This is a genomic window from Enterococcus gallinarum (genome assembly GCF_021496385.1).
Taxonomy (GTDB): Bacteria; Bacillota; Bacilli; order Lactobacillales; family Enterococcaceae; genus Enterococcus_D; species Enterococcus_D gallinarum.
Map to the genome: position 1 here is coordinate 1,588,320 of NZ_CP050816.1, position 22,101 is coordinate 1,610,420.

22 protein-coding genes and 1 pseudogene are annotated in these 22,101 nt (G+C 41.9%); 19 read left to right on the forward strand and 4 right to left on the reverse strand.

Annotated elements, in window-relative coordinates:
• Positions 1-12: 12 nt before the first annotated feature.
• The 11 genes and pseudogenes from rpsA to HED61_RS07915 all read left to right on the forward strand — a co-directional run bounded on the left by rpsA (position 13) and on the right by HED61_RS07915 (position 12,834).
• Positions 13-1,221 (forward strand): 30S ribosomal protein S1, encoded by a 1,209-nt coding sequence (rpsA, locus tag HED61_RS07865; protein ID WP_003126816.1) that lies wholly within the window; start codon positions 13-15, stop codon positions 1,219-1,221.
• A 167-nt stretch (positions 1,222-1,388) separates the two neighbouring features.
• Complete coding sequence (der, locus tag HED61_RS07870; RefSeq protein WP_003126818.1) at positions 1,389-2,699, forward strand: ribosome biogenesis GTPase Der; 1,311 nt, start codon at positions 1,389-1,391, stop codon at positions 2,697-2,699.
• Between the two features lie 234 nt (positions 2,700-2,933).
• Positions 2,934-3,209, forward strand: coding sequence for an HU family DNA-binding protein (locus tag HED61_RS07875; RefSeq protein ID WP_003126821.1), 276 nt, complete (start codon positions 2,934-2,936; stop codon positions 3,207-3,209).
• A gap of 408 nt (positions 3,210-3,617) precedes the next feature.
• The gene (ilvD, locus tag HED61_RS07880) at positions 3,618-5,306 is read left to right on the forward strand and encodes a dihydroxy-acid dehydratase (protein WP_081131804.1); all 1,689 of its coding nucleotides are present in this window, start codon (positions 3,618-3,620) and stop codon (positions 5,304-5,306) included.
• Complete coding sequence (ilvB, locus tag HED61_RS07885; protein ID WP_219645295.1) at positions 5,306-7,003, forward strand: biosynthetic-type acetolactate synthase large subunit; 1,698 nt, start codon at positions 5,306-5,308, stop codon at positions 7,001-7,003. Before ilvD ends, ilvB begins: the two co-directional genes overlap by 1 nt.
• A gap of 6 nt (positions 7,004-7,009) precedes the next feature.
• Positions 7,010-7,486: an acetolactate synthase small subunit gene (ilvN, locus tag HED61_RS07890; RefSeq protein ID WP_081131721.1), complete on the forward strand. Its 477-nt coding sequence runs from the start codon at positions 7,010-7,012 to the stop codon at positions 7,484-7,486.
• 38 nt (positions 7,487-7,524) lie between these two features.
• Positions 7,525-8,523 (forward strand): annotated as a pseudogene (ilvC, locus tag HED61_RS07895) (ketol-acid reductoisomerase); the annotation flags it as partial.
• A gap of 13 nt (positions 8,524-8,536) precedes the next feature.
• On the forward strand, positions 8,537-9,790 hold the full coding sequence (gene ilvA / locus HED61_RS07900) for a threonine ammonia-lyase IlvA (protein WP_219645294.1): 1,254 nt from the start codon (positions 8,537-8,539) through the stop codon (positions 9,788-9,790).
• 167 nt (positions 9,791-9,957) lie between these two features.
• Positions 9,958-11,007, forward strand: a complete 1,050-nt coding sequence (locus tag HED61_RS07905; protein ID WP_005472178.1) for a hypothetical protein — start codon at positions 9,958-9,960, stop codon at positions 11,005-11,007.
• Positions 11,008-12,267 (forward strand): tetratricopeptide repeat protein, encoded by a 1,260-nt coding sequence (locus HED61_RS07910; protein WP_081131717.1) that lies wholly within the window; start codon positions 11,008-11,010, stop codon positions 12,265-12,267.
• Between the two features lie 9 nt (positions 12,268-12,276).
• Positions 12,277-12,834 (forward strand): YpiB family protein, encoded by a 558-nt coding sequence (locus HED61_RS07915; RefSeq protein ID WP_003126831.1) that lies wholly within the window; start codon positions 12,277-12,279, stop codon positions 12,832-12,834.
• A gap of 172 nt (positions 12,835-13,006) precedes the next feature.
• Here HED61_RS07915 and HED61_RS07920 read toward each other — a convergent pair whose 3' ends face one another.
• Positions 13,007-13,909 carry a YitT family protein gene (locus tag HED61_RS07920; protein ID WP_081131716.1) on the reverse strand — a complete coding sequence of 301 codons (903 nt, stop codon included), beginning with the start codon at positions 13,907-13,909 and terminating at the stop codon, positions 13,007-13,009.
• A 136-nt stretch (positions 13,910-14,045) separates the two neighbouring features.
• Between HED61_RS07920 and HED61_RS07925 the strand changes: the two genes are divergently transcribed.
• The 4 genes from HED61_RS07925 (at position 14,046) to HED61_RS07940 (ending at position 16,508) form a co-directional block, all read left to right on the forward strand.
• Positions 14,046-14,396, forward strand: coding sequence for a nucleotide pyrophosphohydrolase (locus tag HED61_RS07925; RefSeq protein ID WP_003126834.1), 351 nt, complete (start codon positions 14,046-14,048; stop codon positions 14,394-14,396).
• Entirely contained in the window at positions 14,383-15,597 is a 1,215-nt protein-coding gene (locus tag HED61_RS07930) for a CCA tRNA nucleotidyltransferase (protein WP_103299871.1), read from the forward strand. The genes HED61_RS07925 and HED61_RS07930 overlap by 14 nt, the downstream gene beginning before the upstream one ends.
• A gap of 19 nt (positions 15,598-15,616) precedes the next feature.
• A complete protein-coding gene (locus tag HED61_RS07935) occupies positions 15,617-15,982 on the forward strand; it encodes a thioesterase family protein (RefSeq protein ID WP_003126836.1) in 366 nt (121 codons plus the stop codon).
• Between the two features lie 67 nt (positions 15,983-16,049).
• On the forward strand, positions 16,050-16,508 hold the full coding sequence (locus HED61_RS07940) for a hypothetical protein (RefSeq protein WP_003126837.1): 459 nt from the start codon (positions 16,050-16,052) through the stop codon (positions 16,506-16,508).
• A gap of 49 nt (positions 16,509-16,557) precedes the next feature.
• On the opposite strand, the gene HED61_RS07945 is transcribed toward HED61_RS07940, so the two are convergent.
• Entirely contained in the window at positions 16,558-16,833 is a 276-nt protein-coding gene (locus tag HED61_RS07945; RefSeq protein WP_081131714.1) for a hypothetical protein, read from the reverse strand.
• Positions 16,834-17,014: 181 nt separating this feature from the next.
• Between HED61_RS07945 and HED61_RS07950 the strand changes: the two genes are divergently transcribed.
• Positions 17,015-17,572, forward strand: a complete 558-nt coding sequence (locus tag HED61_RS07950) for a nucleoside/nucleotide kinase family protein (RefSeq protein ID WP_138371717.1) — start codon at positions 17,015-17,017, stop codon at positions 17,570-17,572.
• Between the two features lie 321 nt (positions 17,573-17,893).
• On the opposite strand, the gene rpmG is transcribed toward HED61_RS07950, so the two are convergent.
• Positions 17,894-18,058 carry a 50S ribosomal protein L33 gene (gene rpmG, locus HED61_RS07955; RefSeq protein ID WP_369914469.1) on the reverse strand — a complete coding sequence of 55 codons (165 nt, stop codon included), beginning with the start codon at positions 18,056-18,058 and terminating at the stop codon, positions 17,894-17,896.
• A gap of 121 nt (positions 18,059-18,179) precedes the next feature.
• Positions 18,180-19,133 (reverse strand): ABC transporter substrate-binding protein, encoded by a 954-nt coding sequence (locus tag HED61_RS07960; RefSeq protein WP_219645293.1) that lies wholly within the window; start codon positions 19,131-19,133, stop codon positions 18,180-18,182.
• A 169-nt stretch (positions 19,134-19,302) separates the two neighbouring features.
• Between HED61_RS07960 and HED61_RS07965 the strand changes: the two genes are divergently transcribed.
• The 3 genes from HED61_RS07965 to HED61_RS07975 are packed head-to-tail and all read left to right on the forward strand — an operon-like array spanning position 19,303 to position 22,051.
• The gene (locus HED61_RS07965; RefSeq protein ID WP_060814786.1) at positions 19,303-20,094 is read left to right on the forward strand and encodes an ABC transporter ATP-binding protein; all 792 of its coding nucleotides are present in this window, start codon (positions 19,303-19,305) and stop codon (positions 20,092-20,094) included.
• Positions 20,091-21,074 carry a FecCD family ABC transporter permease gene (locus HED61_RS07970; protein WP_219645292.1) on the forward strand — a complete coding sequence of 328 codons (984 nt, stop codon included), beginning with the start codon at positions 20,091-20,093 and terminating at the stop codon, positions 21,072-21,074. The genes HED61_RS07965 and HED61_RS07970 overlap by 4 nt, the downstream gene beginning before the upstream one ends.
• On the forward strand, positions 21,071-22,051 hold the full coding sequence (locus tag HED61_RS07975) for a FecCD family ABC transporter permease (RefSeq protein WP_103299879.1): 981 nt from the start codon (positions 21,071-21,073) through the stop codon (positions 22,049-22,051). Before HED61_RS07970 ends, HED61_RS07975 begins: the two co-directional genes overlap by 4 nt.
• Positions 22,052-22,101: the final 50 nt, after the last annotated feature.

A 22,101-nucleotide genomic window follows, 5' to 3' on the forward strand; every position in this document is an offset into this window, starting at 1 on the left:
AGGACACAAGACATGACAGAATTTGAAAATAATCAAGTGGAAAATGGGAATGAATCAATGGAAGCTGCTTTGGATAACTTCCAAGAAGTGAACGTTGGCGATATTGTCAAAGGTGAAGTTTTAGCCATCGAAGACAAACAAGCGATCGTTGGCATCGAAGGAGCAGGTGTAGAAGGAGTCGTTCCAGCAAAAGAATTGTCTACATTGCCTGTTGAGGATATCAATGAAGTAGTCAAAGTGGGCGATGTTTTAGAGTTAGTTGTTATTTCTGCAATCGGTAAAGATAAAGAAAACGGCAGCTATCTACTTTCAAAACGTCGTTTAGACGCGAAGAAAGTTTGGGAAGATATCGAAAAAGATTTCCAAGCAGGTAAGATCATTGAAGCGCCTGTAACAAATGTAGTCAAAGGTGGCTTAGTTGTTGATGTTGGCGTACGCGGATTTGTGCCAGCTTCGATGGTTGAGGACCACTTTGTAGCTGATTTTGAAGATTATAAAGGCAAGACACTCACCTTTAAGATTGTTGAGATCGAACCTTCTGAGAACCGCTTGATTTTATCCCATAAAGCAGTGGTTGAGGCTGAAAAAGAGAAACAAAAAGAAGCCTTGCTAGCTGATCTTTATGAAGGTCAAGAAATCGAAGGGAAAGTTGCACGATTGACCGATTTTGGGGCTTTCGTTGACTTGGGTGGAATTGATGGTTTAGTACACGTTTCAGAAATTTCTCATGCCCATGTAGGCAAACCGAGTGATGTTTTATCTGTTGGTGATACTGTCAATGTCCGTGTCTTATCCGTTGATCCAAATAAAGAACGCGTATCGTTATCGATCAAAGATACATTGCCTGGACCTTGGAGCAATATCGAAGAACAAGCACCCGTTGGTAGTGTTTTAGATGGTGTAGTAAAACGACTAACTAGTTTTGGTGCTTTTGTGGAAGTCTTCCCTGGTGTAGAAGGATTGATCCACATTTCGCAAATCTCACATAAACATATTGCAACGCCTCATGAAGTGTTGCATGAAGGTGATCAAGTGCAAGTGAAAGTTCTTGAAGTGAATCCAACCGATCATCGGATTGCTTTGAGCATCAAAGCACTAGAAAAAGCCGAGGAAGCGGAAGAAGCGCCTGCAGAAGATGACTATGAATTACCAGAAGAATCCACTGGTTTTACCATGGGTGATATCTTGGGCGATGCGTTGAAAGATAACGACGAAGAATAATCTAGCCTAGCAGCTTATAACGATTCGTTTTTTGAATTTGTTATAAGCTGCTTTTTTGTTTGTCATCAAGACTTGCAAGTTAGTGATGCATTAGGTAAACTAAGAAAGATTGAAAAGCAGAAGCAGCTGTATTCAGCAGTTCGCTTCTTATAAATGGAGGGTAAAAAATGTCAAATCCAACAATTGCGATCGTCGGACGTCCGAATGTCGGGAAATCGACTATTTTCAACCGGATTGCCGGAGAACGAATCTCGATCGTTGAGGATACTCCGGGTGTGACGAGAGACCGAATTTATGCAACAGGTGAATGGTTAGGTCGAGAGTTCAGTATTATCGATACAGGTGGAATCGACTTAGGCGATGAGCCGTTTATGGATCAAATCAAACATCAAGCAGAAATTGCGATCGATGAAGCAGATGTGATCGTCTTCATTACGAGTGCCAGAGAAGGTGTGACGGATGCAGATGAACTTGTTGCTCGCCTTTTGTATAAGAGCAATAAGCCTGTGATTCTAGCGGTCAATAAAGTCGACAATCCAGAAATGCGTGCAGATATTTATGAATTCTATACATTAGGATTAGGTGATCCGTATCCAATATCCGGCAGTCATGGATTAGGGATCGGAGATGTGCTTGATGAAGCCGTTAAGCATTTTACAGAAGAAGCAGAGGAAGAGGATGAATCGATCATCAAATTTAGTTTGATTGGGCGACCAAATGTTGGGAAATCTTCGTTAATCAATGCGATTTTAGGTGAAGAACGTGTCATCGTTTCGGATATTGAAGGAACGACCCGGGATGCGATCGATACTCATTTTACAAGTGAAAATGGGCAAGAGTTCACTATGATTGATACTGCAGGAATGCGTAAAAAAGGAAAAGTTTACGAATCAACAGAGAAATACAGTGTCATGCGAGCGATGCGTGCCATCGAACGTTCCGATGTGGTTCTAATGGTCTTGAATGCGGAAGAAGGAATTCGTGAACAGGACAAACGAATCGCTGGCTATGCTCATGAAGCTGGCCGTGGGATCATCCTAGTTGTCAATAAATGGGATCTGCTAAAAAAAGAAACCAATACCATGCGAGACTTTGAAGCGGAGATTCGTGATGAGTTTCAATACTTAGATTATGCCCCGATCATCTTTGTATCAGCGGCAACGAAACAGCGGTTGAATCAGTTGCCAGCTTTGATCGAAGAAGTCAGCATGAATCAAAACATGCGTATCCCTTCTGCATTATTGAATGATGTGATCATGGATGCAGTAGCCATCAATCCAACGCCAACGGATAAAGGAAAACGATTGAAGATTTTTTATGCGACACAAGTTGCGGTCAAGCCACCAACATTTGTTATTTTTGTTAATGAAGAAGAGTTGATGCATTTTTCTTATGCGCGCTTTTTAGAGAATCAGATCCGGAAAGCATTTACTTTTGAAGGAACTCCGATTCGAATCATTCCAAGAAGACGAAAATAGCGATTTTATCATACTTTGCTGCTTTTGACAAAGAATTCTATTCTTTTGACAGAAAAACGATAAATCCTAAAAAAAACAGTAGTAAAAACGTTAAAATCCTTGATATTACAACGTTCTTATGATAACGTTATATCAGAATATTGATGGATATCAATATTTGACAAAAAACTTGGACCACTCAAGATTTTTGTTGATGTATGACATCAAAAAAATAATCAGGAGGTGAAACCATCCATGGCAAATAAAGCAGAATTAATCGAAAAAGTTGCAGCAGCTACTGACTTGACAAAGAAAGACGCTACAGCAGCAGTAGACGCTGTCTTCTCAACAATTCAAGACGCTTTAGCTAACGGTGAAAAAGTTCAATTGATCGGCTTTGGTAACTTTGAAGTTCGTTCTCGTGCAGAACGCAAAGGACGTAACCCACAAACTGGTGAAGAAATCAAGATCCCTGCTAGCAAAGTACCTGCATTCAAACCAGGTAAAGCTCTTAAAGACGCAGTGAAATAATTGAGTCTTCCAAACCCTTGAGTAATCAAGGGTTTTTTTGTACATAAATTTACTTATCCCTATTTTTCATCAAAAATCCAATGTAGATCCGTCTACTAAAAGTACATTTATCGGATCAATTGCAAAAAAATTCAGAAAATTCATTGACAAGAATTTTTTTTCGCGCTATATTATTAAACAATTACAAGAAAACAGCAAATATTTTAATGAAGGAGCCATTTTTTATGCGCAATTTTAATCAATATTTATTAGTCATTATTATTGAGACCAGGACTTAGAACACGGAAGCAAAATTTATCCGTTTGTTTGAGTCCTATTTGCGTAAGTAAAATGGGATTCTGGCAAAGCATCCCAGTTTATTATAAACCGGGGTGCTTTTTTTTATGAAATAGGCGGGAGATGATGGAATTGAGAAGTGATCAGATAAAAAAAGGCATTGAAGCAGCTCCAGCAAGGAGTTTGCTTTATGCAACAGGACAAGTAAAAAATATCCAAGATATGAATAAGCCTTTTATTGCCATTTGCAACTCGTATATCGATATCGTACCTGGTCACGTCCATCTGCGAGAACTGGCAGATATTGCCAAAGAAGCCATTCGAGAAGCCGGGGGGATCCCTTTTGAATTCAATACAATTGGGGTAGATGATGGAATCGCCATGGGACATATCGGGATGCGTTACTCATTGCCAAGTCGTGAACTGATTGCTGACTCAGCTGAAACAGTCATCAATGCCCATTGGTTCGATGGTGTTTTTTACATCCCCAACTGCGATAAAATTACGCCTGGGATGATCTTGGCAGCTATGCGTACCAATGTGCCAGCAATTTTCTGCTCTGGGGGACCTATGAAAGCCGGGATTGATCCTAGGGGCCATCAGACGACATTATCTTCCATGTTCGAAGCAGTAGGCGCCTTTAAAGAGGGCAAAATGTCACAGGCAGATTTTGAATTCATGGAAAAAAATGCCTGTCCCACCTGTGGTTCCTGTGCCGGCATGTTCACAGCCAATTCTATGAACTGTCTTTTGGAGATTTTAGGATTGGCATTACCAGGAAATGGGACGATTCTGGCAGTTTCGCAAGAACGACGGGAACTTGTTCGCAAAGCGGCATTCCATCTGATGGATCTAGTGAAGAATCAAGTCAAGCCCCGGGATATCGTAACAGAAGAAGCCATCGATGATGCGTTTGCGCTTGATATGGCTATGGGGGGCTCTACCAATACCGTCTTGCATACATTAGCTATTGCGAACGAAGGGGAGATCGATTATGACTTGAGGCGGGTCAATGAGATTGCCGAACGAGTTCCTTATCTCTCAAAAATTGCGCCATCTTCCGCTTATTCCATGCACGATGTCCATACGGCTGGCGGCGTCTCTGCCATTATACGGCAATTGGTCGATATCAAGGGGGCGATCCATCCAGATCGGCTGACAGTCACAGGCAGAACCTTGCGGGAAAATGTCGCTCAGGCGACAATCAAAAATGAAGAAGTGATTCATCCAAAGGAGAATCCGTACAGCCCTGTCGGCGGCTTATCGATCCTTTACGGCAATCTTGCGCCTCAAGGAAGTGTCATCAAAGTGGGGGGTGTTGACCCAAGCATTCAGCTTTTTAAAGGAAAAGCAATTTGTTTCGATTCTCATGATGAGGCAGTAGCTGCGATCGACAATCATACGGTCCAAAAAGGGCATGTCGTGGTGATCCGCTATGAAGGACCTAAAGGAGGTCCCGGGATGCCAGAAATGTTGGCGCCGACTTCGAGTATTGTTGGACGAGGGTTAGGCAAAGAGGTTGCACTGATCACAGATGGACGCTTTTCAGGAGCCACGAGAGGGATCGCAGTTGGGCATATCTCTCCTGAGGCGGCAGCCGGTGGACCGATCTCTTTGATCCGTGATGGAGATGACATCGTGATTGATCTGCAAAATCGCTCATTGGAAGTATTAGTCTCAGAGGAAGAATTAATGCTGCGTGCACAAACACGTCCGAAGTTTCGGGCTAAAGTGAAGAAAGGCTGGCTGGCACGTTATACGGCATTAGTCACATCAGCAAATACCGGGGCGATCATGAAAATCAGCGAGGAGGAAGTTTAATGGAGAATATCCAGTTGAATGAAGTAACTAGGACCGGTGCAGAAGTGTTAGTCGATAGTTTGCAGAAACAAGCAGTAGAACTGATTTTCGGATACCCTGGCGGTGCTGTCTTGCCTTTATATGACCAACTCTACGATGCTGCGATTCCGAATATTTTAGCGCGTCACGAACAAGGTGCTGTCCACGCTGCAGAAGGGTATGCCAAAGCCACCGGGAAAGCCGGCGTTGTCCTAGTGACTAGTGGACCAGGAGCAACCAATGTGGTAACAGGCATCGCTGATGCCATGAGTGATTCCGTTCCATTAGTGGTGATCACCGGTCAAGTAGCAACAGCCGGTATTGGCAAAGATGCTTTTCAAGAGGCGGATATTCTAGGGATCACATTACCGATCACTAAACATAATTACCAAGTTAGACATGTCGATGATTTGCCGCGAGTGATCGCAGAAGCTTTTCATATCGCTACCACGGGTAGAAAAGGTCCAGTGGTGATCGACTTGCCAAAAGATGTCACGCTTCAGCGGACAGCCGCAGTCATTGAACTGCCGATTGAGCGAAAAAGCTATCAACCCACCCTCTTTCCATCTATTTTGCAAATCGAGAAATTGATGAATTGTTTAAAACAAGCAAAACGTCCAGTTGTCTTGGCGGGAGCAGGGGTATGTGCCGCCAATGCAGCCGAAGAATTGCGTCTGTTTGTCGAAACCCATCATTTGCCGATCGTAACCACGCTCTTAGGTCTTGGATTGGTGCCAGCAGATCATCCCTTATTCTTAGGAATGGGGGGCATGCATGGCACGTATGCTGCGAATATGGCATTATCTGAAGCGGATTTGATCATCAATATTGGCTCACGTTTTGATGACCGATTAGCAACAGCCGGCAGTCAATTTGGACAACAGGCAATCATTGCTCATATCGATATTGATCCTGCAGAAATCGGAAAAGTCGTTCAAACAACCATTCCGATCGTGGCGGATGCGAAAGCAGCTTTGACCCAGTTGCTGCGCTATCCTGCGGAGGAATTAGATTGCAAGGAATGGCTCAATCGTTGTCAAAAACGGAAAAAAGAACATCCTTATCGGTATGACCGCGAGGAAACAAAGGAAATCAAGCCGCAAAAATTGATTGAAGAAGTGGGACGCTTGACGAAAGGGGAAGCCGTTATTGTTACCGATGTTGGTCAACACCAAATGTGGGTCGCTCAATATTATCCTTTCCGATTTCCCAAACAGCTGATCACTAGCGGAGGTTTAGGGACAATGGGGTATGGCATCCCCGCAGGCATAGGGGCAAAATTTGCTTGTCCTGAAAAAACGATAGTCGTTTTTGTAGGCGATGGCGGTTTCCAAATGACCAACCAAGAGTTTGCTCTGCTAAATGATTATGGTCTGGATGTCAAATTCATTTTGATGAATAACCGCTCTCTCGGGATGGTACGGCAATGGCAAGAAACGTTTCATAATGAACGCCGTTCTGCTTCTGTATTTGCTAAACAGCCAAATTTTGGCCAATTAGCAGAAGCATATGGCATCAATAGTGTGCGGATCGAAACCCCAGATCAATTGACCATCGATTTGGCCAATGCATTGCTAGAACCTGGTGCACGACTAATCGAGGTACTGATCTCGCCAACGGAACATGTGCTGCCAATGATTCCACCAGGAAAAGCCAATCATGAGATGATAGGAGTTTAAAAGACTATGAAACGTATCCTTGCTGCCATCGTGCATAACGAAGCTGGTGTTTTAAGCCGCGTCACCAGTGTGTTGAATCGTCGTCAGGTGAATATCGAAAGTATTTCAGTTGGGACCACCGAACAGCCGGAATTTTCGCGAATGACGATCATTATCAACGCAGAAAACCCACTGGAGACAGAACAAGTGATAAAGCAATTGAATAAGCAAATCGATGTCTTAAAAGTTTCAGATATTACAGAAGACCCCCATATTGAACGGGAATTAGTGCTGATCAAAGTGAACGCGCCAACGACTACACGTTCGGAGATCCAAGCTGTGATCGAACCATTTCGAGCCCACATCGTTGATGTTGCATTGAAGACTATCGTGGTTCAAGTAGCGGGAGACTCAGAGAAAGTAGCAGCCTGTATCGACGTGTTGCGGCCTTATGGAATCAAGCAAATGGCTCGTACCGGTGTGACAGGTTTCACTAGAGGTTAAATGCAAGAACAGTTGCTTTTAATAAAAAAAGATTTCGGAGGGAAGCATACATGGTAAAAGTATATTATAACGAAGTGACAGACAATTTAGGAGATAAGACTATTGCAATCATTGGTTACGGTTCTCAAGGACATGCCCATGCACAGAATTTACGGGATACAGGGCACGACGTCGTGATCGGGATTCGTGCAGGAAAATCAGCTGAGAACGCAAAGAATGATGGATTTACCGTGCTTCCAGTTTCTGAAGCTGTACAACAAGCAAATGTTGTGATGATCTTAGCTCCTGATGAGATCCAAGGAGAACTTTACGAGAAGGAAATTGCGCCTAATCTTTCTGCAGGGGATGCATTAGCCTTTGCTCATGGCTTTAATATTCATTTTGAGGTCATCACGCCTCCAAAAGAGGTGGATGTCTTCCTGGTGGCACCTAAAGGACCAGGCCATTTGGTGCGCCGGACCTTTAGCGAAGGATTTGCTGTCCCTGCGTTGTTTGCTGTTTATCAAGATGCTACTGGCAATGCACAAGAGACAGCCTTGTCCTATGCCAAAGGAATCGGGGCTACAAGAGTCGGCGTACTAGAAACAACGTTCAAGGAAGAGACGGAAACAGACTTGTTTGGGGAACAAGCCGTATTATGTGGCGGACTGACAAGTATGATCGAGGCTGGGTTTGAAACGCTGGTAGAAGCCGGCTATCAGCCAGAACTAGCCTATTTTGAAGTTTGTCACGAAATGAAACTGATTGTTGACTTGATTTATGAAGGAGGATTCGCCAAGATGCGTGATTCAATCTCCAATACAGCAGAATATGGGGATTATGTCTCTGGTTCACGAATCATTACCGAACAAACAAAAGCCAATATGAAGAATGTCTTGAAAGATATTCAAAACGGCACGTTTGCCAAAGGTTTTATTGCGGATAATCAAGCTGGTTTTCCGGAATTCAAAAAAATGCGGGAACAAAACGGGAATCATCCAATCGAAAAAGTTGGGTCAGAATTAAGAAAAATGATGCCTTTTGTTACGAAAGATTAAGGAGGAACAGTGATTGCTGGTATCTGTCGATCAAATAGAACAAGCACATGAAAGCTTGCAATCAGTCGTTTCAAAGACTCCTTTACAGCATGATCGGTTTTTATCCGAGAAGTATCAAGCGACTGTCTTACTGAAACGAGAGGATCTTCAGAAGGTCCGATCGTTTAAATTGCGGGGGGCATATTATGCAATCGCACAGCAAGATCCGGCTATACTGAAGCGGGGGGTTGTCTGTGCAAGTGCCGGCAATCATGCCCAAGGGGTCGCCTATACCTGTCATGAATTGAAAGTGCCGGCGGTTATCTTTATGCCGACGACGACACCGCAACAAAAAGTAGCGCAAGTTTTGTTTTTTGGCGGTGATTTTGTTCGTATCGAACTTGTCGGTGATACCTTCGATGCTTCCGCCGAGGCAGCCCAACACTATGCCGAAGACCATCAAATGGCGTTTATTGATCCCTTTGATGATCCCGCCATTATTGCAGGCCAAGGAACATTGGCAGTTGAACTGATGGCAGAAGCAAAGCAGCGCAATTATTCTATCGATTATGTTGTGGCAGCAATTGGCGGTGGCGGGTTGATCAGTGGTGTTGCAACTTATTTGAAAGCAAAACAGCCTACAATCTCAATGGTTGGTGCTGAACCTCTAGGCGCCGCTTCGATGCAGGCGGCTTTTGATAATCATGGTCCGACCACATTAGAGCAGATCGATAAATTTGTAGATGGAGCAGCTGTCAAAAAAGTCGGTCAATTGACCTACCAGCATGCAGCCCAGTACGTCGATCGATTAGTAGCGGTAGATGAGGGTTTAATTTGCCAAACTATCTTGGACTTATACAGTAAACAAGCAGTTGTGGCAGAACCAGCGGGAGCACTGAGTGTCGCCGCTCTGGAATTGATCAAAGAAGAGATTAAAGGGAAAACCGTTGTTTGTATTATCAGCGGCGGCAATAACGATAGTACTCGAATGGCAGAGATTGAGGAAAAGTCCTTGATTTATCAAGGCTTAAAACATTATTTTGTGGTCAATTTTCCTCAAAGACCTGGGGCGTTGAAAGAATTTGTTAGCAATATTTTGGGTCCTACGGATGATATCACTCGATTTGAATACACCAAAAAAATCAATCGCGGAACAGGACCAGTACTGTTAGGGATTCTGCTAAAAAGGCAGGAAGATCTGCCCCCACTACTGGCGCGAATGTCAAGATTTGATCCACAATATATTGATTTGCGGGACAATCAATCTCTCTATACTCTTCTTGTTTGATTTTATGAACCAAGCGTTACGAAACAAACGACCTTTTTTAAAAAAAGAGGTCGTTTGTTTTTTGATTTCAAATCCATGACTTTCCCTCATCCTTTCGCTAGTTAGTAGGTGAAATGGTTGATTCTTGTTATAATAGAAGTAACAAATCGTAGATGGGGGGCGGATGTATGGAATTTGTCTTTTCTAGAAAAGAACAGCAGACGCAAATCTTGTATGGGGAAACATTGAATGCTGTTTTACGGACGCAGGAAATTTCCAATGATCAAGTCATCATTCTCACAAACCAGCGGTATTATGATCGTTTCTCTGAAAAACTAACCCGTTTGTTTTTACCCAAAGAAGTCAGCTGGTATATTTGTACCAATCAAATGTATTGCAATAATTTTACGGAATTTCAGGCCTTTATGTCCTTCCTAAGCCGCTTTTCGAAACAGGAGAACTATTTGATCGTGGGTTTCGGCAATGAAGGTGTGCTGGCGTTAAGCAGTTTTATTCACTACACGTCGATTCTGACTAGCGATCTTTGGTTGATCCCGGTGTCTTTACGGGCGTTAGCTAAAAGTGTCAAAGAATCTGCGATCATTGTTAAGAAACCAGATATTCCTGTTTTGCAAAGTCCCAATGTACCGCAAGTGGTCGTATACGATCAAACGATTGCTGAAAAACAAAAAGATGGGAAGTTGGTGGACTTACTTGTATTGATTCGTTGCGGACTGCTCACGGATCAAGCTTTTCTGCGGGAACTCTTTCGCACGTTTCTGACAGAAAAACAAGTAAACAATCGTTCGTTTGCAGCATATACAGATCGGGTGATCCAAGCCTATCAAGCAAACGGTGCAGCACTTGAAGAATATGGACAAGTCTTTACAGATGCTTTTTATAAGACTGAAAATGGACATTTGCTGTCTGATGCAATGAAACTTTTTTATGGCCTACTCTTTCACTTAATCTGGAATGTTCAACAACAGCAGTTAGCAGTCAAATTAGATAAGCTTTGCTTGTGGCTTGACCAACTAGGGTTTCCTTTAGTATTGCCTGACCAACTATCTTTAAGCGACTATTTTCAGCAAGTTCTGCTGTTACAGAAAAAAGAGAAAAAACTGCTTTTTTTATCAGAAATTGGTACAATAGGGGGCAGAACCAGCGCATTAGAAGAGGATCTCGTCCAGACAATGAGCGCTTACCAAACAATAATCAATCAGATAAGAGGAACTTAGATGGAAACATACAGTGAAAAAATGTTACAGGCATTAGCAGCCGAGAATTTAGCTGATGCGCAATTGAATTTTGCAAAAGCCCTGCAATCAGATCAAAATGAAGTCTTAGCCGAATTAGGAGAAGAATTGATCCAAATCGGCTTTTTAGAAGAAGCAAGAGAAGTATTTGATACACTGCAAGAACGTGACCCCGAAAATGAAGAATGGTTGCTATCGTTAGCAGAAATTGCTATGGAAAATGATCAAATCGACGAAGCTTTTGATTATCTAGATCGGATCACACCGCAAAGCTCTTTTTATCCACGAGCGTTATTGATCAGTGCTGATCTCTATCAATTGATTGGGATCCCCGAAGTCAGTGAAGCAAAATTATTGGAAGCCCAAAAGCTGCTGCCCAAAGAATCGCTGATTCGTTTTGCACTAGCGGAATTGTATTTTTCAACCGACCGTTATCAAGAAGCGGCAGAGTTTTATCAAGGATTACTAAAGGAAAATATCCAGGAAATCACAGGTATTTCCTTATTGGAACGGACCGGAGCCGCATTGAGTATGGCTGGGAAATTTGAAGAAGCCATCGAATATCTGGAAGCAAGTCTAGCTGAGGATCAAACAGATGACCGTCTATTCCAAACCGCTTTAGTTTACTTACAATTAAAAGAAAATGAGCATGCGATTCGATATTTGCAGCAGTTGCGGGCACTGAATCCGCAATACCGTTCCTTGTATCTCTATTTAGCAGAAGCATTACAAGAAGAAGAGCAACTGGAAGAGGCACAAACTGTCATTGAAGAAGGAATCCATGAAGATCCATTTCAAGTGGATTTTTATCATTTTGCATCAGAAAATGCGTATCGGTTGCATGACAGCGAAGCAGCCGAATCCTTCTTATTAAAAGCCCTTGAGACGGGGGAAAAAGAAGATGAAACCCTGCTTACACTGAGTAATCTTTATTTGAATGAAGAGCGTTGGCAAGAAGCTGTGTTGGCTATCGAGAAGATGGAAGACAATGAACAACCCCATGCTCTATGGAATTTAGCACAGGCTTATAACGCGTTAGAAGAGTTTGACCAAGCAGCGAGGTTCTATGAACAAGCGAATGAAGGATTGCAGCATGAACCAGCTTTTATGAAAGAATATGGATTGTTCTTAAGAGAAGAAGGACGATTATCAGAAGCTCTACCTTTACTGAGGCATTATCTGGCTCACGAACCTGGTGATCTGGAAGTGCAATCGATCGTGGAGGATCTATTAGAAAGATAGGTGAGGGAAATGAACATCAATGTACAAGAAAAGAAAAAATTTCTCAATTGGTTAGTTTCTACTGTATCATTCAGCCGACGAGAAGTTTCTTGGGTTCTGAACTACCTAGCAAATCATGAAGCCATTTTGACAAATGTTCATATTGTTGAAGGGGCGATGCAGACAGATCGGGGGTTGAGTGTTCGCAGTACAGAGATTGGCGGCGAGCCATTTGTGTTGACGATCCAGAATCAAACCTTTTATGATATCGATCAAATTTTTCACGAAATCAGGATGAATTGGAAACAGCCGCTTTATTTAGAATGTATCTTTCCAAATCCTTGGGAAAAACCACTTTATTTAGCTGTTCTGGAGGACAATCCTTTTGAACGGTGGAATGACCATGTTGACGAAGAAGTACAAAAAAATGTGACAGAATATCTTGACAAAGAAGCTATGCAGCTAAAAATTGAGAAATTATACCGCCAAATCGATCTTGCTTTGGAAAATGGGGATCGGGATGCTTTTTTGGAATTATCGGATGAAGTCAACCGCTTCAAACTCGATCAAAAAGAAAAAAGTCATTAATAAAGCTATTAAAAAGCGCGATGTGAAGTAATAAAAACTAGTGGAACAGAAAAGAACCGCAAGAAAGAAGAGGACTCCCAGTACCGAGCGTTCGTCGTTTGCAACAGTGTGCGGGAGAAATCAAGTTTCTTGCGGTTTTTTCTTTATAATTAGATAGGATGGAAGAATGGGGTTATCCTTTTGATTTTGCTGCCTTGCGTTGCAAAAATCGTGATTTAGGACGTAAATAAGTGAAGCCTTCCCCTTCGACTTCATGGACATTGATCACCGATACGAACGCTTGTTGATCGAAGTCGGCAACGATCCGTTTGACCTCTGAAATTTCCCGGCCGCTTACTACCATATAAATGATCCGTTTGTTACCACCGGAATAGGCTCCTTCCCCATTTAAAAAGGTGACGCCTCGTTCCAATTCATTCATTAAGACAGGGGCAATTTCTTCACTATGATTACTGATAACAATGATCCCTTTTGCTGAATAGCCGCCATCTAGGATCGAATCAATCACGCGAGCGAAAACATAGGAAAAGATTAGCGTGTACATCATGCGTTTCAAATCGATATAGGTTAAGGAAAGCAATAGAACGAAAACATCAAAGATCAAGAGAGAACGACCAATCGTGATCCCAAAGTTCTTTTCTAGGATCCGGGCTAATACATCCACGCCACCTGTTGTCCCACCAACTTTATAAACAACACCACTGCCGATCCCTGCAATTAGTCCTGCGAGTAACGCAACGATCAGTAAGTCATGCTGCAGATCGATCAATAATGGAACCGTCTGCCAGAAACCTAACCAAAATGAAAGACCAAAGGTTCCAATCACTGTATAGACTAGCGAACGTCTGCCAAGAATCTTACCTCCTAGCAAAATGATTGGGATATTCAAAATCAGTGTACTGTAAGCGGGATTGATGCCCCACAATGCGCGCATGATCAACGTGATCCCGGTGACGCCGCCTTCAGCTAAATCATTAGGTATATTTAAATAGACGAGACCAAAACCATAGACACTCGTTCCTAGAACAATTAAGGCAATATCGCGGACTGTCCGCCACGAAAAAAAAGATCGCATCCTGTTTCCCCCATTTCTAAATCTCACAAGTACCAATTTAGCACGAAATTTGGCATTAAACAATATGAGCAAGTCGATCCTCTATCTAGGCAGGTGCGTTTTCTTTTGCTAAAATGTGAAAGAAAGGGTGAAGAGGATGACAGAAAAACGTTCACTATATGAGATGCAAGAAGAAGTCGATGCCTATATCCAACAATTCAAGGCGGGGTATTTCAGCCCTTTAGCACAGATGGCCCGACTTACTGAAGAAGTCGGCGAGTTGGCAAGGGAAGTCAATCATCACTATGGGGAAAAGGCCAAGAAGAAGACGGAAGTCGAGAAAACAGTTGCTGAAGAACTAGGTGATGTCCTTTTTGTCACCATGATTATGGCAAATTCCATGGGTATCGATTTGACGGAAGTTTTTGAATCCAATATGAAAAAGTTCAACCGCAGAGATGCGTATCGCTTTGAAAGAAAAGATGGGAAAATGAATGAAGCTGACTAAGTTACCACAAGAATTTGAACAAGCAATCCCTGTATTGCAAAGAATCGAAGCAGCCGGGTTTGATGCCTACTTTGTGGGAGGAAGTGTCAGAGATACAATCTTAGGACAGCCAATCCATGATGTAGATATTGCAACAAGTGCCTTTCCAGCTGAGATCAAAGAACTTTTTCCTCGTACCATCGATTTGGGTATCGAGCACGGAACAGTCCTTGTTTTATGGGAAAATGAACAATATGAGATCACGACTTTTCGGACAGAAGAAGCCTATCAAGATTTCCGTCGGCCAGACAAAGTTGCTTTTGTGCGCTCTTTGGCTGAAGATTTGAAGCGCAGAGATTTTACAATCAACGCTTTTGCTCTGAAAAAAGATGGTGAAATCATTGATTTGTTTGATGGACTGGCAGACTTGCAACAGAAAATTCTGCGAGCAGTGGGTCAGCCGCACGAACGATTTCATGAAGATGCACTACGTATGATGCGGGGCTTACGCTTTGTCAGTCAACTGGGCTTTACATTGGAACCACGAACATTTGAGGCAATTTATGACAATCATCAGCTATTGGCAAAAATATCCGTGGAGAGAATCACCATTGAGTTCGTCAAATTGCTGTTAGGGGCACATCGCAATTCAGCTTTAAAGGCTTTTGTAGCGACTGAATGTTATCTCTATTGTCCAGGACTGAAACAAGCCGGTGAAGCTCTGTTGCGAATGGCTGATTTACCGGAGAGACCATTGAACAATGAAGCTTCTGCCTGGACACTATTGATTGACCAGATTGGACTTTCTACAGCAGAAGTTCGTCCTTTTTTGAAGCAATGGAAGTGTTCCAATGAATTGATTCGGATGGTCCAATCGTTATTCGAGGGAGTATTGCTGCGGAAAGCAGGGCCGTTTAGTGATGAAGCATTGTACCATCTGGGCAGCGAGGCCGCTCGACTATCAGAAGAATTGCTGTACTATTATGGACAAGAGGTAGATCCCTCTGTTAGTCAAGCTCGCTACCAGGCGTTGCCAATCCATTCACTTAAAGACTTGGCCATCAATGGGCGCGACTTGCTGAGCCACTTTGACCAATCCGGCGGTCCTTGGATGAAAGAAGTGCTAGCAGCTGCCGAAAAAGCGGTGATTGAGAAACGAGTCGCAAATGAAGAGAAAGCATTATTGGCTTTTGCCAAAACAATCGTATTAAATAACCTATAAATAAGCAGGTGAGAAAACAATGATCGAAAAAGAATTTTTGGTTACCGAGGAAGATACAGCTCTTGCAGTTGGATCGGGAGGACTGCCTGTCTTAGCGACCCCTCGTTTGGCTGCCATGGTAGAAGCTGTCTGTTTTGAAGCATTGGAATCGCGTATAGCGTCTGGTAAGACAACAGTAGGAACACAATTTACGATCGAGCACCGGGCGGCTTCAGGAATCGGTGCAACCGTTCAGGTATGCTGTGAAGAGATCTCGAATGAAAAGACGTATGAGTTTACTTTTCGTGTCTATGAAAACGATCAACTGCTAGCGACAGGTACGCATCATCGAGCGGCGGTCGATATCGAAGGTTTTTTAAAAAAAGTGAGCGAGAAAGAAAGTTAATTTGTGCTCCTTAGCAGACAATGTGTTAAAATTGAAATGTATTATTAAAAAAAAGGAGCGTTATGTCATGGCAAGAGAAATGAAAGCATTGAAATTTTATTTCCGTAATGGAGAAACATGGACGATTGAGCGCCGTTATATTGGAGATTTGTGGATCAAGCAAATCACTACTAGTTTTGGCCGCATCCACGGAAGCGAATTTGTTGAGATCCATCCATGTGCAGGATTCAAAATTGAAATCTTCCAAGAAGGGGATCATGTTGCAACACATGATATCAATTTAGGTGGATTGGAATTAGGCATGTTCGCCCGCGCTTTGAAATACGAAGATATTGAACGAATGGAAATTCTTTACCGTAATGGAACACCTGATCTTGTGTACTTCCCATACAAAGACAAAGATACTGAAGGATTAGATAACGTTTATCAATCAACAAAAATCAGTGAAAAAACAAAAAGCCTTTATATTGTGATTGATCCAAACCAAACAGTCGAAGACGTTTACCAAGAACATTTTGAAGAATAAAAAAAAGCAGAACTGAGAGCTTCTCTCTGGTTCTGCTTTTTCATTACAATCACTGATAAGTGCGAAAAAAGTCGGTATATTTTTTTAATAAAAGATAGTCTTGACTGATGGCATCTTTAAGTATGATTTTGTCTCCAAGCAAGCTTTTACGAGCATTTTGGATGATGCGGTGTTGAATATCATGATCGATCAAGTAATCGATCTCAGTACGTTTGATTTCCGGAGAAGCACTCTCGCGATTTTTTTCAAGATACTGCAAAAGATCATATTCAAGATGTCCGGCATCATTGATTACTCGTTTGTATTCGATTTTGTCTACCTTCACACGATCACGCTCCTTTATATGATAAGTTACCTTATTTCCGGAGTAATGTAAAAAAAATCTATATGAATTAGTAAATTTTTAAACACCTGTTTGGTATTGCATCAAAACTACTTTACGCTTAGAAGAAACAGCTAGATGTGTCGCAAGACTTAAACAGAAAATGAAAACAAAGGAGAAACAGATGAAAAAAGCAAGAGTTATCGTTGTTAGTGGAGTGACTGCTTCAGGGAAAACCACCTTTATCCAAAAGGTCGCCAATCTATGTCCCGGTACAGCAGTTTTATCTTTTGATGATTATAGTATCGATGCATTGCCTTCTGCACCATCCTCTGAGGCTCTGTTAAAAGAACCCTACGAAGCAATCAATCAATTTGATATTCAACCATTGATAAATGACCTAAAACAAATCATTCACCACTGTGCGCTGATCTTGATCGATTTTCCGTTTGGGTATGTCCATCAGCAACTCGCACCTGCTATCGACAAGGTCATTTATTTAAGAACACCTCTGGATATTGTCTTGGGTAGACTAATCATTAGAGACTTTCAACAACAGCCAGAGAAAATTATTAATTGGGTCACGGGGTATCTAGAGGAAGCGCGACCGCTTTTTTTGATGCACGAAGAAATTGTTTCTCCACAAGCAGATTATATTCGAGATGGGACGATTAATTTTCAAGACCAAATGACTTGGTTCAAAGAAGAAGTTCTAGCGGAAAAAACGATTTTATCAGAATGATTGTTGGAATTGGGAAAAATACTTGTCACGTAAAGAATAAGGTCATCTTTTGAGAGATAAAAAAAGGGGATCTTAATTTTCTAGGTAATCAAAGGGAATATTGGGGTAAGCAAAACTTTCTTTGATTCTATACTTTCCCTTGCTGTATTATTATTTATACGCATATTTAGTCTGTAGTTAAAAAATAGCATTATTAACAATTAAAAACAAGTTACGATTTTGTCATCTATCTATTTTAAAGTGAACATATGGGTATAGCACAAAAATAAAAAGCCGACTGCAATGCTTATTTATCAGCAAGCGCAGTCGACTTAAAATGAATTATTTTGTTTCACGGTGTAAAGTAACTTTTCTTTCACGTGGGCAATATTTTTTCTTTTCCAAACGATCAGGATTGTTACGTTTGTTTTTGTTTGTTAAGTAGTTGCGTTCTTTACAAGAAGTGCACTCTAATGTGATGTTTACGCGCATGTTTTTCCCTCCCATATATTCAAGAATCCTCTAAGATTTCTCTCAGACTAAAATATAATAGCATGTTTGGCAAAGGAATGCTAGTAGTTTAATGAAATTTGTTAAGTAATTTTACTTGACGATTTTTTGAATGAAATCAACCATTTTCATCCAATTTATTTTTCACGTCTTCGATCATTTTTGTATAAGCAATCGGTCCGTTATACAGCCAGCTGGATTCAGGTCCAAACTCCCAAAGATTTCCTTCTTTGACCGCTTTAAGATTTTGCCAAACTTGGTCTTTAAAAAAGTCGGCTCCTTGATCGCTGTTTACTAGAATCAGGTAATCAGCATCTAATTCAGCTAATTTCTCCAAAGAAACGGCAGACCAGTCAGCTGTCGCTGTTTTACTGATCTCAGAAACAAGTGGCGGTACGGAGAATCCTAGTTCATGATAGAGGAGCTGACCGCTGGAACGATCGTCAGCAACCATAAAAGCAGAATTGTTGGTGACCCAGAGAACAGCCACCGACTTCCCATTGATTTTACCTGAAAATTCTTGCTTAGTTGTTTTTACTAAGTCATCATAGTCTTTTTCTACTGTTTTTGCTTGATCTTCTTTATGAAGAACTTTTGCGATATCTGTCAAACGGTCTCGCCAAGAGACATTTTCACCATTTTTGACTACATAAGTAGGGGCGATTTTGCTGTATTGTGCATATTTATCCCCTTCAACCATCGTATTGCTGTCGATCAGCAACAAGTCTGGTTCATAACTTAAGACGTCCTCATAGGGCAAGTCGTAGCTGATCCTTGGTACATCACTTAGTTTCTCTTGCAAATAGCCTTGATCACTGTTATTACCAACAGTCCATTGTGCTACTGGTGTGACGTTCAAGGCTACTAAGTAATCTTCTAAATAACTGCCGATGATTCGCTTTGGATTATCGGGGATTGTTACTTCATGTCCAGCCGCATCTTTCAGCGTTGCCGTCTCAGCTGAGGAAGATGACTTGGTATTATTGGAATTAGCTGAACAAGCACTCAATGCTGTTAAGCTGACTAGGGTACAAGACAGCCAAAAAAGTGTTTTTAGGGTTCGTTTTTTCATTAGGTTCCTCCTTATGGGATAAATGAGAATCATTCTCACTTTCTTTTTGTCATTATCACGAAGAAAAAGTGATTTGTCAATCCCTGGTTTTTTGCTTTGAAGCATTGACGGATAGAAGGAAAACCGTCATAATTGATAATCATTATCAATAGAATTTTGAGGGAAAGATATGGCAAACTTACGCACGGTCGATTTGACTGTCGGCTATCAAAAACAAAAAATTGTGCAAAAGATAACAATCGACATCCCAGAAGGGAAGATCATTGGTTTGATTGGACCTAATGGGAGTGGCAAGTCGACTTTTCTAAAAGCATTAGCCCGAATCCTGCTACCTATGGAAGGGGAAGTTTATCTAAATGAACAGAATCTACAAACGATCAAAACGAAGGAAGTCGCAAGCCAGATTGCTTTGTTGTCACAAGTCAGTGATTCTTCCATCGGATTAACCATTCGAGAGATCGTTTCTTATGGTCGTTTTCCTTATCAAAAAGGGCTAGGTCGGTTGACCGCAAAAGATTATCAAGCCATTGAATGGGCATTAGCTGCGACAGATTTGACCGAACTAGCGGATGCTAGTATCCATACGCTTTCAGGAGGTCAGAAACAGCGGGTTTGGATCGCTATGGCTTTGGCACAAGATACAGAGATTGTTATCTTAGATGAACCGACGACTTTTTTAGATCCGGCACATCAACTAGAAGTACTGTTATTGTTAAAACGAATCAATGAAAAATATGGGAAAACGATCATTATGTCGATTCACGATCTGAATCATGCATCTCGATTTTCTGATTATATTTTTGCCTTAAAAGAAGGTCAATTAATGACTTGGGGGACACCAGAAGAAGTTTTGACCCATTCATGGCTCCAACAATTGTTCGCTATCGAAGCTGTTTTAGGTACGTTTCCCAATAGTTCGAAACCGTTGCTTTTGACCTATGAATTAGGAGCCAACACATGAAAAAATTTACAATTCTTTTGCTTGTTCTAAGCGGATTATTGGTCGCTGTGTTTTTTCTGGCATTGACGCAAGGGGCAGCTGATATTCCCTTAATAACTATTAAAGAGGCCTTTTACGCATTTGATCCAGAAAATCAAACCCATCAAGTGCTTAGAAATATCCGTTTGCCGCGGATCTGTGCTTCGTTTATTGTTGGCAGCAGTTTTGCTGTAACTGGTGCCATCATGCAAGGAGTCACCAAAAATTCGCTAGCAGATAGCGGTTTACTAGGAATCAATAGTGGGGCTGCAGTCGGATTAGCCGTTGCATTTATCTTGTTTCCCTCACTACAACCGAATCAGGCAGCGTTGTTTTCTTTCTTAGGCGCTTTTCTAGCTACTTCTTTTTTATTTTTGTTGACGAAGTATTCAAGGATCGGTATGACGCCGACTGGATTGATTCTAGCAGGTGTTGCATTGAGTTCTTTTTTTTCTGCGATTAGTCAAGTATTATCTTTACAATTTGATTTGAATCAAGACTTGGCCTTTTGGTTTATTGGCGGTGCAGCAAATGTAACGTGGACACAATTACAAGTGATCACCCCTATTTATCTGGTGGCGCTCTTCATCATCCTAGGACTCGGAAAATCTTTGAATTTGCTGGCTATGGGAGATGAGACGGCAATCTCTTTAGGCAAACATCCTGAACGGATTCGACTTGTTTCTTTAGCCGTAGTTGTTCTATTAGCTGGGATGGCTGTTTCACTGGTGGGACCGGTCAGCTTTATTGGATTGATAGTCCCTCATGTGATTCGCGGACTGATTGGCAAAAATTATCAAATGATCTTACCTTTGACAATAGTGGCGGGGGGAATATTGGTAATCTTAGCAGATTGGGTAGGACGAATCATTCAGCCACCTTTTGAAACGCCTTTTGGAATCATGATGGCTTTGATTGGGGTTCCTTTCTTATTAGTGAAGATTCGGAGGGAACAGCTATGAAGAAAAAAATCGGTTTCCTTTTTGTTTTGGTTCTTCTGGCGTTTTGTGGCAGTATCATGGTGGGAAAGACGTTCTTTTCTTTTGATCTCTGGCTCGCTCTTTGGCAGCAAACTCTAACAGCTAGCCAGTCATTGATATTCTTCGATTTCCGACTTCCTCGAGCAGTACTGGCACTGATTGCTGGAAGTGCGTTTGGCTTCTCAGGTTTTTTGTTACAGGGAGTAACCAGAAATGAGTTGGCGGATGCAAGTATTTTAGGAATCAATAATGGAGCTGGCTTATGTGTCATGCTCTACTTAGGCTTTTATGCCCAGGGCTCCCAGCTGTTACCACTAATTGGTATGATTGGCGGACTATTAGCTGCACTGCTAGTCTATGCTATCGCTTATAAACAGCGGCAGCTGCTTTCAATGGAGCGAATTTTATTATCTGGAATTGCTGTTAATGCTGGACTTGCTTCTGCGTCGTTATTATTGACTGTTCAATTGTCAAAAGAACGATATAGTTTTGTTACGGCATGGCTTTCGGGGACTATCTGGGGAACTTCGTGGACGCAAGTACTAAGTTTGTTGCCTTGGTTCTTGATTCTAGGATTGTTGGCATTCATGATTACACCTTTGATCAATTTACTGGGTTTTGGAGAAGAACAGGCGATCAGTTTAGGTGTTCCCCTAAATCTTTTGCGCACCGGTTTGTTGTTCGTAGCGATTGGCCTGGCCGCAAGCAGTGTTGGCTATACTGGAAACTTATCTTTTATTGGTTTATTGGCGCCCCATATCGCTAAACGATTGATTGGCAAAGAATCTCGTTGGGCATTGATAGCAGCGGGAATGATTGGTGCTATTTTGGTGCTAGTCAGCGACACAGTCGGCCGTCTTTTACTTCAAAGTGGCGAAATTCCTGCTGGTATCGTGATTGCGATCATTGGTGCTCCGTACTTTTTGTTTTTGCTGATTCGTCAAAAAACGCAGTCGTGAGAATTTTTTCACGATTGCGTTTGCTATTTGAGTCCGGTTTTTGGTACTAT